Origin of the sequence: Sphingobium baderi (assembly GCF_001456115.1) — a bacterium.
GTDB classification, from domain to species: Bacteria; Pseudomonadota; Alphaproteobacteria; order Sphingomonadales; family Sphingomonadaceae; genus Sphingobium; species Sphingobium baderi_A.
In genome coordinates this window covers 1,720,609-1,731,752 of the sequence record NZ_CP013264.1, presented here as the reverse complement: position 1 = coordinate 1,731,752, position 11,144 = coordinate 1,720,609, and the positions used below count along the sequence as shown (strand labels likewise).

Here is an 11,144-nt window from a genome sequence, read left to right as displayed (position 1 = left end):
TTATTTGCCCAGCTTTTCGGCGGAGATAACCTTTTCCACGCGCTGCTGCGGTTGTTCGCCGCCGCGCGACCAGAGGAAAGCTATCAGCGCAATCAACAGGATCACCAATATGACGGGAATGATGGGCAACCGCGTCCGGCGACGGGATCTACCTTCGAAACTGCTGTAGGAACGATTGTTCTTCATGTGTCCTTCTGCGGCCCTTTGCCGGTTCAAGAAAGGAAAGTTGCGATTTGCCTCAGTGACGGCTGGCTGTATAGCCCCGGTCGCCATGCAGCGAAACAGCAAATCCACGGCAGCCGCCCTGAAGCGCGGACCGATCGTTCTGGTCGGCATGATGGGTGTCGGCAAATCCACGGTGGGGCGGCGCCTTGCCGCGCGCATCGGCCTTGCGTTCGTCGATGCCGATGAAGAGATCGAAAAGGCCGCCGGGATGAGCGTTAGCGAGATTTTCGAACGCTTCGGCGAAGCGCATTTCCGCGACGGCGAACGCCGGGTGATCGCGCGCCTGATGGATGGCGCGCCAAAGGTCATCGCAACGGGTGGCGGCGCGTTCATGCAAGACGACACGCGCGCCCTGATCCTCGATCAGGCGACCGCCATATGGCTGGACGCCGACATCGACATATTGGTCGACCGCGTGTCCCGCCGCGAAGGGCGTCCCCTGCTCAAGGGGAAAGACCCGCGCGTGGTGCTGACTGAACTGGCGGCCGTTCGCAATCCGGTCTACGCGCTCGCTCCCATTCATGTGAAAAGCATCGCCGCGCCGCATGAAATCGCGGTCGAACGGATATTGGAGCAACTTCCAGCATGGCAATAGTGCAAGTCGCGCTGGACGCGCGCAGTTACGACATCATGATCGAACAGGGCGCGCTGGATCGTGCGGGCAGCTATCTGGCGGGTTATGCGCGCAAGGGGCGGCTGGTTGTCGTGACCGACGCGCATGTCGCCGCCGCGCAACTTCCCCGGCTGGAGGCGAGCCTGCGCGCCGCCAATGTGAGCGTCGAGCCGATCATCCTGCCACCCGGCGAGCCGACCAAAAGCTGGCGGCACCTGGAAAGCCTGCTGGACGACCTCCTCGCGCTGGAGATCGAGCGTGGCGATCATATCGTGGCGCTGGGCGGCGGCGTGATCGGCGATCTGGTGGGCTTCGCCGCGTCGATCCTGAAGCGCGGATGCCATTTCATTCAGGTGCCCACGACCCTGCTCGCGCAGGTCGATAGTTCGGTCGGCGGCAAGACCGCCATCAATGCCAAGGCCGGCAAGAATCTGATCGGCAGCTTCTATCAGCCTGCCCTTGTCCTGATCGACCCGTCGACGCTCGACAGCCTGCCGCCACGCGAAACGCGGGCCGGTTATGCGGAGGTCGTGAAATATGGCCTGATCGACGATCCCGATTTCTTCGTCTGGTGCGAGCGGGAGGGGAACAAGCTGCTGGCGGGCGACCCCAAAGCCCGCGAATATGCGATCGAACGCAGCGTCCGGGCCAAAGCCGCCATCGTCGCCGACGACGAACGCGAAACATCGGGCCGTCGCGCCCTCCTCAACCTTGGCCATACCTTCGGCCATGCGCTGGAAGCCGATACGGGCTTTTCCGACACGCTGCTGCATGGCGAAGGCGTGGCGGCAGGCATGGCGCTGGCCTTCCGCTACTCGGCTCGGCTCGGCCTCTGCCCGGCGAGCGAAGCAGAGCGCGTGACGGCGCATCTCAAGGCAGTGGGCCTGCCATATGATCTTGCCAGCGCGCATGTGCAGGCGGATGGTGCGGCGCTGGTCGCACACATGCTGCACGACAAGAAGATGGCGGCTGGCACCCTTCCCTTCCTGCTGGCGCGGGGGATCGGCCGATCATTCCTGTCGAAGGATGTGGCGCTGGCCGATGTGGCGGCATTCCTTGATGAGGAGCGCACCACCGCCGGGGAGTGAGGACGAACCCTTGTTGGTTTTGGCGGCAATCGGCCATTTTTTTTGCTAACAAGGCTGGCTTAGTCGGTGTTTGAAAGCGGACCAACGGGGCGCGGATCAAGTCCAACGTGGCTCGTCAACATCATAGACACGCAAATCGCGATTGCCGATACCAAGATCAGGCCATGCCGCCCGCCATTCAGCGATATGATCCGATGAGAAATGGCGATCCAATGCCACTTGGTCGGTCCACAATTCTTTGACGTGGATGAGGCCGGCATCGAACAGGTCTTCCGCATAGCCATATTCGATGCAGCCTTCTTCTGCACGACTAGCGACGGCCATTCGTCTCATGATGAGGCGCGCCGCCGCTAAATTTTCGGCCGGAAGGCGCATTGTTCCAATTATCAGCAGCAGCAAGGGTGAGCATCGAATCGGATGAAAGTAGCATGTCTGCTTCTCGTCCGTGGGCATCTGGAAGCTGCCGCAGTGCTCACCTGCCCAATCGCCCGCACAACCGCCCAAAACAAAAGGGCGCCGTTACGGGCGCCCTTCTCACTCATCCTCGCGGATGAGATTATTTCTTCAGCGTCAAGCCGCCGAAACGCTTGTTGAAGCGCGCCACCTGGCCGCCTTGGTCGAGCTGACGCTGACCGCCGATCCATGCCGGGTGCGACTTGGGATCGATGTCGAGCGCCATCGTGTCGCCTTCCTTGCCCCAGGTGGAGCGGGTGCGGAAGGTCGAACCGTCGGTCATCTGGACGGTGATGAAGTGGTAATCGGGATGCGTATCGGCTTTCATGATTTGCTCCATATATGGCCGGTTTCCGACCGGCCGTGGATGCCCAAAATGGCGAAGGCGCGCGGTTACATGCGTTTCCGCCCAAAAGCAAGGGGGAAAGGCTGCCCTTTCCCCCTGCCCGTCAGTCCTTCGGCGGGTCCGAGATCATGGCGACGAAGTTGGCTTCCGCCACCAGCTTGCCCTCGATCATCGCCTTGCCCGCGAATTTGCATATCGCGCCGCGCGACTGGGTGATCTCAACATGAAGGTCCAGCAGGCAGCCCGGCTCGACCGGCGAACGGAACTTCGCGCCGTCGATGCTCATGAAGTAGACCAGCTTGCCGGAATTGGCGAGTTGCATGGTTTCTACGGCGAGCACGCCCGCCGCCTGCGCCATGGCTTCCACGATCAGCACGCCCGGCATGATCGGCCGTGTCGGGAAATGGCCCTGGAAAAAGGGCTCATTCACGGAAACCGCCTTCACCGCGTGGATCGCGCTATTAGGCACAAGCGAAACCACGCGATCGACGAGCAGCATCGGATAACGGTGCGGAAGCGCCGCCATGACCCCGCGGACATCCATGGGGCCAAGAGCAGCGGCAGCCGCTTCAGGCTGATCGGTCATCTTCGATCAGCGCGAGGTCGGCTGCTGCGAGGGGTTGGCGGGAGCGGGAGCAGCCGCCGCGGGTGCCTGCCCCTGCTGCTGACCGCCCGGACGCCAGCCGGCCGGCGGCGTGATGCCGACGGAGGGAACCAGCGCATTGAGTTCGGTCACCACATTCTGCGTGATGTCGACGCTGGGCTGATAAGAAACGGTGGCGTCGGGGCCAAGCACCAGGTCAACCTTCGCCTTGCTCATCGCGGTCTTGAGCGCATCGGACAGCTTCGCCGAGATTTGCTCTTCGACATAGGCGTTGGCGAGACCGATGGGCTGGCCCAAACGCTGCAATTCGGCCTGGCCGTCCTGTCCTGCCTTCTGGTAGGCTTCATATTGCGCCTGAAGCGCGGGCGTGCTCTTGCCACCGGCAGCCTTCGCGGCAGTTTCCAGCGCGGTCGCCTTCGCCTTCAGGTCGGCGTCGATGGCGTTCTTGCGCGCGGTGAAGCTGTCGATCTGCGCCTTGTAGGTCGTCTGGATCTGACCGCGTGCGGCGGTGTAGGCGTTGCTGGTCGCAACGGCGCGCTGGATGTCGACGACAGCGATGCCCTGTTTCGACTGGGCAACAGCGGGCGCGGTCGAAAGCGCGATGACGGAAACGGGCGCGAGTGCGATCGCGGCGGCCTTGAAGATCATTTTCATCAGAATTGAGTCCCTACGTTGAAGGTGATCAGTTTGGTATCGTCCCCTGGTTCCTTGAGCAGGGCCTTGGCGATGTCGATGCGGAACGGCCCGAAAGGCGAGTTCCAGTTGACGCCAAAGCCAACGGACACACGCGGTTTAAGCGTGTCGCCGAGATATTCTTCCTCGAACGGCCCGATGAGAAGAGAATGCGTGTTCTGGGTTGGGTCTGTAATATTGTCGCCTGGACACACGCCGTCGCTCACTGCCGGCGTACGCGCACCGGTTGTGTTGTTGGCGCAAACGCCTGGCGAGTGGGAAATAACCGAGGGATTTTTGAGCCCGGCTACGGCGCCGGCATCAACGAATATCGAAGGCCGAAGCCCCATTTCGCGTGCACCGGAACCCAATGGAATTTCGACTTCAGCGCGCGCCATATAGTAGATTTTGCCACCCAAGGCATCGTCGGAAACGCTGTTGCTTCCGCTCCCGCGTACATAGTTCCCGTCCGCATCCTTGGTGAGGTAGAAACGCTTGACCCGAGGACCGATACCGCGAATGTCGAAACCGCGAATTTGCGGCTCACCCAGGAAGAAGCGATCAGTCAGACGAACCTTGTCAACCAAATCGCCCGAAGCATCACGGCGCTCCCCTTCCAGCGAATGGATATAGCCGCCTTCGCCGGACAGCGAGAAAATGAAACCGCCACCCAACGGCCAATATTTGGAACCGTTGAGGCGGGTACGCACATATTTGACACTACCGCCAAGCCCGGCAAAATCCTGGCTCAGAACGATGTTATGACCGCGCGTCGGACGGATGCGATTATCGCGAGTATCGTAAATCAGCGAATAACCGATGGACGATGTGGTGCGCTTGCCGATGGCGTCGCAGAGATAGCGGCCTGCAAGCAAGGGATCACATTGCGATTCCAATGGACCCGAACCATCCGGATCGGAATAATAGGTATCCTTGTCCAGCGTCACATCATCCAAATTCAGGCTGTAGCGCAGCGCCAGCGACATATATTCGGTGATCGGGACGCCCGCGCGGATCTGAAAGCCGGTGGTCGTCTGTTCATAGGTCGTATCGCGGTCGTTATTGTTGAGATAACGGAAGCTGTTGAGGTCACGACGATAAATGTCGCCGCCCAGCGCGATGTTCTTGTCCATGAAATAGGGTTCGGTGAAGCCTAGCTCAACCGACTTCGAGTAGCTGGACCAGTTGACACTGGTGCGGAGTTCCTGGCCCTTGCCACGGAAATTGCGCTGGGTGATCGACGCCGATACGATGAACCGCTCCAATGACGAAAAACCGGCCGACAGCGAAAGTTCGCCGGTGGATTTTTCCTGCACGTTGGTTTCAAGCACGATGCGATCGGGCGCCGAGCCCGGTTTCTGCTCCACCTCCAGCTTTTCCTGGAAAAAGCCGAGCGAATTGATGCGATCCTTGGACCGCTTGACGAGGAAGCTGTTGAAGGCGTCCCCTTCGGCCAGACGAAATTCGCGGCGGACGACCTTGTCCTGCGTCAGCGTATTACCGTTGATGTCCACCCGCTCAACATAGACGCGCGGCGCATTGGCGATGCGGAAATTGATCCCCATCGTCAGCGTGTCCTTGTCGCGCTGGAAATCCGGCTGCACGTCGGCGAAGGCGTAGCCGAACAGGCCCGCGGTCTCGCTCAGCGTATCGACCGTATCTTCGACCTGCTTGGCATTGTACCAGGCGCCCTTCTTCATGGGCAGCATCTTGGTCAGAGAATCGCCCGACAGGTCGCGAATGTCGCTCTCTACCTTCACATCGCCAAATTTGTAGCGATCCCCTTCTTCCACCACATAGGTGATGATGAAGTCCTGCTTGTCGGGCGTCAGTTCCGCCACCGCCGACGTCACACGGAAGTCCGCATAGCCTTCCGTCAGATAGAATTGACGCAGCTTCTGCTGGTCATAGGCCAGACGGTCGGGATCGTAGCTGGTGCCGGACGAGAAAATCCGGAACCAGCGCGATTGCTTCGTCACCATCTGGCTACGCAATTCGCCATCGCCAAACTTCTCGTTGCCGATGATATTGATCTGACGGACCTTGGACTTGGGCCCTTCCGAAATCTCGAATACGATATCGACGCGGTTCTGGTCGAGTTGCACCATCTTCGGTTCGACCGTTGCGGCAAAGCGACCCTGGCGGCGATACAGTTCGATGATGCGGGCAACGTCGGCACGAACCTTCGAACGGGTATATATCTGGCGCGGGGCGAGCTTGATTTCCGGCCGGATCTTCTCTTCCTTCAGGCGCTTGTTGCCTTCCAGGACGATGCGGTTGATGACCGGATTTTCCTTCACCTCGATGGTGAGCGCACCATTGTCGTTGCGGATCTGCACATCGGCGAAGAGTTCGGTTTCATAGAGATCGCGCAATGCCTGATCGAGCGATTCCTGCGTGAAGGGCTGGCCCAGACGCAGCTTGGTGTAGGACAGCACCGTGTCCGGCTCCAGACGCTGTTGCCCCGAGACGGTCAGGCTGCGAACGGTTCCGGCAGGCGCCGCTGCGGGGGCGGCGACAGGCGGCGCGGCAGGCGCAGGCGCACTTTGCTGGGCATAAGCCGGCACGGCGGACAGGCCCGCGATCATCGTTGTCGCAAGCAAGGCCGCGACGACCGGACGCTGCCTGTTGCTGCTCATCATCGCTGTCACCCGCTCCACCCTCAAAATAAAGTTCTTTGCCGTCCGTATAGACGATGCGAAATCGCGTCTCCCTGCCCGATGCGGATCAACCGATCAAGTCAGACAGACGCTCCCAGAGCCCGAAAGAAGACAAATCGTTGAAAGTCACCAGCATCATCACCGTCAGCAACAGCGCCAGACCGGACCGATAGGCCCATTCCTGCACCTGCGGACTGACGGGCCGCCGCTGTATCGCCTCCAGCCCGTAAAACAGCAGATGCCCGCCATCCAGCATCGGGATTGGCAACAGATTGATGAACCCCAAATTAATTGAAATGAGCGCCATGAAGAAGACGAAGCTCTCCACGCCCAGCGTCGCGGCCTGACCGGACACTTCCGCGATCTTAAGCGGGCCGCCCAATTCCTTCACGGACCGTCCACCGCCGACGATCTGCCCCAGCGTCTCCACCATGGTCCGCACGATGTCGCCCGTGCGGTCGATGGCGACTATCGGCGCACGCCACAGGCTCACAGGTTCGATCACCGGGGCGCCGGGCGCAATGCCCAGCCGCCCGATGCGGAAACTATTGCCGAAGCCGTCTTTTTCCTCAACGCTGCCGATCTGCCCCTGCCGGTCGAACTTCTGGCCATCGCGCTCCACCACGATCGTCACCGGCTCTCCGGGACGGATCTGGGCATAGAGGCGAATGTCATCGAACGTCGCCATTTCCCGCCCGTTGAGCGAGACGATGCGATCCCCGGACTCAATGCCCGCCGCGGCGGCGGCACTGCCGGGTTGTACCTGACCTGCTATGGCGGGAGTCCGGCTTTCCCCATGAACAAAGGCGAAAGCGGCCAGGATCACAATGGCAAAGAGGAAATTGATCACCGGGCCTGCCGCGACAATCGCCGCCCGCTGCCACAAGGGTTTTGCGGGGAAACTTTGCGCGCGTTCGGCTGCGGACTGTTCCAGCCATTTGGGATCGGTCTGGCTGGCGGCGTTCATGTCGCCCTTGAACTTCACATAGCCGCCCAGCGGAAAGGCCGCGATGCGCCAGCGCGTGCCCCGGCGGTCCACCCATGCGGCCAGTTCCGGGCCGAAGCCGATGGAAAAGGCGTCAGCCTTCACCCCGCACCAGCGGCCAACCAGATAATGCCCCATCTCATGCACAAAGACGAGTGGTCCGATAACCGCAACAAAAGCGAGAACGGTCAAAAGGAAGCCGGGATTTTCGATCAAACCGTCAATCTTTCCATCACCTGCCTTGCCATGGCGCGCGCTTCGGCATCGGCAGCCAGCACATCGTCGATCTGACGGGGCACAGCCGCGCTATAGCGGTTCACTACATCCTCCACAATCGTGGCGATATCAAGGAAGCCGATGGCACGTTCAAGAAAAGCGGCAACGGCAACCTCATTGGCGGCGTTCAGGATCGTGGGAACGGCACCGTCCGCCTGCGCCGCCTGCCGCGCGAGCCGCAGGGCAGGGAAGCGATTCTCATCGGGCGCTTCGAAATCCAGGCGACCGATGCACGCCAGATCGAGCGGCCGGCAGGGCGTGGCGATCCGCTTGGGCCAGGCGAGCGCATGAGCGATGGGAATCCGCATGTCGGGCGACCCCAGCTGCGCCAGCGTCGAGCGGTCGCGATATTCCACCATCGAATGGATGACCGACTGGGGATGGACCAGTATCTCGATCCGATCCAGTCCAATGGGGAAAAGATGCGCGGCCTCGATCAGTTCGAGCCCTTTGTTCATCATCGTCGCGCTGTCGACGCTGATCTTCGCGCCCATCGACCAGTTGGGATGGGCAACGGCCTGATCGGGAGTGATGTGACGCATCTCGTCACGGCTGAACGTGCGAAAAGGGCCGCCGCTTGCGGTAAGGGTGATGCGGGCGACTTCCTCCAGACTGCTGCCGGCAAGGCACTGGAAGATGGCGTTGTGCTCGCTGTCCACGGGCAGCAATGTCGCGCCCGATGCCGCCGCTGCATCGGTCATGAGCATCCCGGCCGACACCAGCGATTCCTTGTTCGCCAGAGCCACCGTGCCGCCTGTCCGCAACGCCGCCATGGTTGGCCGCAGACCAGCGCAGCCGACGATCGCCGCCATGCTCCAGTCCGCGCCTGCTTGCGCCGCTTCGATAAGGGCGGCCTCCCCGGCCATCGCCCGAATACCGGAACCGGCCAGCGCATCCTTCAATGCGCCATAGAGATCCTCCCGACCGATCACGGCCATGGCTGCGCCATATTGCCTTGCCAGCCCCGCTAGCCCCTGAACATCGTTATGGGCAGTCAGGGCGACAATTTCATAACCATCCGGATCACGCTGAATAAGGTCCAGCGTCGACATGCCGACCGACCCGGTCGCGCCGAAGATGGAAACCTTCCGCATCAGGCTGCGCCAACCAGCAGGAAAAGCGCAGCCGCCAGGGGCGCGGCAGCGACAACGCCGTCCAGACGATCCATCACGCCGCCATGCCCGGGCAGCAATGCGCCGCTATCCTTGACACCGGCGCGCCGTTTCATGGCGCTTTCCAGAAGGTCGCCCAACTGCGCCGCCACGGCCAGCAAGCCGCTGGCCGCAGCAAGCTGGATCGGCAATCCGGCAAAACGATGAAGCGCAAAACCGGTCAGCAGAGCCGCCAGCACGCCGCCAGCCAATCCCGCCCATGTTTTCGATGGACTGACGCGCGGCGCCAGCTTCGGCCCGCCAATGGAGCGCCCCGCGAAATACGCGCCGATGTCGGTCGCCCACACCAATGCCAAGGCCCAGAAGGCCAGCAAAAGACCGTATCCGTCAGGCGCCTGCCCTCTCAACAGCAGCAACGCCATGACCGGCACGCAGACATACAGAACGCCCAGCGCCAGAGCGAGCGAGCGCCCCGTCAGCAGCACGAAGAAAAAGGCGCTCATCATCAACACGAACGCGAGCCAGGAAATGCCCGCCGCCAAGGGGCATAGAATGGCGAGCGGCACGGAGACAGCAAACATGGCCATGCGCCTGCGCTCTTCGGAAGCGCCGACCAGCGCGCCCCACTCACCCTGCATGAGGACGCCCGCGACGACCAGCAGCAGCCAGAACAAGAAACCGCCCATCAACAACGCGCCGAGCGCAAGCGCAACCAAGCCGAGGCCGACGATCGTGCGGGTGCGTAATTCACTCGCCATATGCGTCACAACCCGCCGAAGCGCCGGTCCCGCAATCGAAAGGCGTCCAGCGCCTGCGCGAGCATGGTTTCATCGAAATCCGGCCATAGCGTTTCCGTGAAGTAAAGTTCGGCATAGGCCGCCTGCCACAGCATGAAGTTGCTGAGGCGCTGCTCGCCCGATGTTCGGATAAGCAGGTCGAGCGGCGGCAGATCAGCGGTGTAGAGCGCGCGGTCAATATCCTCGATGCCGATCCGGTCCGGCGCGATCACCCTGTCCACCGCCTTTTGCGCCAGTGCCTGCGCGACGCGGACCAGTTCATCCTGCGCCCCATAATTAAGGGCGATAGCGACAATCGGCCCGCTATTGCCGGCCGTGCGGGAAACAGCCCCTTCTATGAGCGTCACCAGCGACGGGTCGAGCACCTGATAATTGCCGATCACCCTCAACCGCACGCCATTGGCATGGAACTCGTCCAGATCGGACTGGATGAAATGCCGCAGGAGCGCCATCAGATCGGCGACCTCATGCGCGGGCCGTTTCCAGTTTTCCGACGAGAAGGCATAGAGCGTCAGACATTCCAGCCCTAGCTCCCGTGCCGCGCGCGCAACGCGGCGCACCGCCTGCACCCCGGCGCGATGCCCCGCGATACGAGGAAGCAGGCGCTTCTTCGCCCAGCGGCCATTGCCATCCATAATGATGGCCACATGGCGCGCGCCATGGGCAGGACCGGATGGATGAAGATCGGGCTGGGCCTGGCTTGCCATCAGGATAGGATGCTCGCGCGAGTCACGGACGACAAGGGCCTCGGCTCAACGGCCGAGGATTTCCTTCTCCTTGGAGGCCGCAGCCGCGTCGATGTCCGCAATGACGCTGTCGGTCAGCTTTTGGACTTCGGTTTCCTTGCGCTTGCGTTCGTCCTCGCTGATCTCGCCCTTCTTCTCGTCAGCTTTCAGATTGTCCATGCCGTCGCGGCGAACATTGCGGACGGCGACGCGCGCGCCTTCGGCATATTTGCTGGCGAGCTTGGCCAGTTCCTTGCGGCGCTCCTCGGTCAGGTCAGGGATCGGCAGACGCAGCGTCTGACCATCGACGATGGGGTTGAGGCCAAGGCCCGCCGAACGGATCGCCTTGTCCACCGGCCCCACATTGCCCTTGTCCCACACCTGCACGGACAACATGCGCGGTTCGGGCGCGGAGACGGTCGCCACCTGGCCGAGCGGCATATGCGCGCCGTAGACTTCGACCGTCACCGGATCGAGAAGCTGCACATTGGCGCGCCCGGTGCGCAAACCAGCCAGATCCCCTTTAAGCGATTCGATGGCGCCCGCCATACGGCGCTCAAGGTCCGCTTTGTCATATTGAGCCATGGG

General features: G+C 61.7%; 13 protein-coding genes. 2 read left to right on the top strand and 11 right to left on the bottom strand.

What is annotated here, in order from left to right; all coding sequences use genetic code 11:
• Positions 1–186, bottom strand: a complete 186-nt coding sequence (locus ATN00_RS08655) for a hypothetical protein (protein WP_062063948.1) — start codon at positions 184–186, stop codon at positions 1–3.
• A gap of 85 nt (positions 187–271) precedes the next feature.
• Between ATN00_RS08655 and ATN00_RS08650 the strand changes: the two genes are divergently transcribed.
• A complete protein-coding gene (locus tag ATN00_RS08650; protein WP_062068577.1) occupies positions 272–820 on the top strand; it encodes a shikimate kinase in 549 nt (182 codons plus the stop codon).
• Positions 811–1,926: a 3-dehydroquinate synthase gene (gene aroB / locus ATN00_RS08645; RefSeq protein WP_062063946.1), complete on the top strand. Its 1,116-nt coding sequence runs from the start codon at positions 811–813 to the stop codon at positions 1,924–1,926. Before ATN00_RS08650 ends, aroB begins: the two co-directional genes overlap by 10 nt.
• Positions 1,927–2,022: 96 nt before the next feature.
• On the opposite strand, the gene ATN00_RS08640 is transcribed toward aroB, so the two are convergent.
• From ATN00_RS08640 to frr, 10 genes are all read right to left on the bottom strand, one after another.
• Positions 2,023–2,325 (bottom strand): putative quinol monooxygenase, encoded by a 303-nt coding sequence (locus ATN00_RS08640; RefSeq protein WP_231746429.1) that lies wholly within the window; start codon positions 2,323–2,325, stop codon positions 2,023–2,025.
• Between the two features lie 157 nt (positions 2,326–2,482).
• Positions 2,483–2,707 carry a 50S ribosomal protein L31 gene (gene rpmE / locus ATN00_RS08635; protein WP_021245674.1) on the bottom strand — a complete coding sequence of 75 codons (225 nt, stop codon included), beginning with the start codon at positions 2,705–2,707 and terminating at the stop codon, positions 2,483–2,485.
• Between the two features lie 121 nt (positions 2,708–2,828).
• A complete protein-coding gene (gene fabZ, locus ATN00_RS08630) occupies positions 2,829–3,311 on the bottom strand; it encodes a 3-hydroxyacyl-ACP dehydratase FabZ (RefSeq protein WP_062063944.1) in 483 nt (160 codons plus the stop codon).
• Between the two features lie 6 nt (positions 3,312–3,317).
• Positions 3,318–3,983, bottom strand: a complete 666-nt coding sequence (locus ATN00_RS08625) for an OmpH/Skp family outer membrane protein (protein WP_062063942.1) — start codon at positions 3,981–3,983, stop codon at positions 3,318–3,320.
• Entirely contained in the window at positions 3,983–6,643 is a 2,661-nt protein-coding gene (gene bamA, locus ATN00_RS08620; protein ID WP_062063941.1) for an outer membrane protein assembly factor BamA, read from the bottom strand. The genes ATN00_RS08625 and bamA overlap by 1 nt, the downstream gene beginning before the upstream one ends.
• Before the next feature lie 85 nt (positions 6,644–6,728).
• Positions 6,729–7,862 carry an RIP metalloprotease RseP gene (rseP, locus tag ATN00_RS08615; protein WP_062063939.1) on the bottom strand — a complete coding sequence of 378 codons (1,134 nt, stop codon included), beginning with the start codon at positions 7,860–7,862 and terminating at the stop codon, positions 6,729–6,731.
• Positions 7,859–9,016 carry a 1-deoxy-D-xylulose-5-phosphate reductoisomerase gene (locus ATN00_RS08610; protein WP_062063937.1) on the bottom strand — a complete coding sequence of 386 codons (1,158 nt, stop codon included), beginning with the start codon at positions 9,014–9,016 and terminating at the stop codon, positions 7,859–7,861. The genes rseP and ATN00_RS08610 overlap by 4 nt, the downstream gene beginning before the upstream one ends.
• A complete protein-coding gene (locus tag ATN00_RS08605) occupies positions 9,016–9,792 on the bottom strand; it encodes a phosphatidate cytidylyltransferase (protein WP_062063935.1) in 777 nt (258 codons plus the stop codon). The genes ATN00_RS08610 and ATN00_RS08605 overlap by 1 nt, the downstream gene beginning before the upstream one ends.
• A 5-nt stretch (positions 9,793–9,797) precedes the next feature.
• A complete protein-coding gene (gene uppS / locus ATN00_RS08600) occupies positions 9,798–10,538 on the bottom strand; it encodes a polyprenyl diphosphate synthase (protein ID WP_062063933.1) in 741 nt (246 codons plus the stop codon).
• Between the two features lie 45 nt (positions 10,539–10,583).
• Positions 10,584–11,141, bottom strand: coding sequence for a ribosome recycling factor (gene frr / locus ATN00_RS08595; RefSeq protein WP_062063931.1), 558 nt, complete (start codon positions 11,139–11,141; stop codon positions 10,584–10,586).
• Positions 11,142–11,144: the final 3 nt, after the last annotated feature.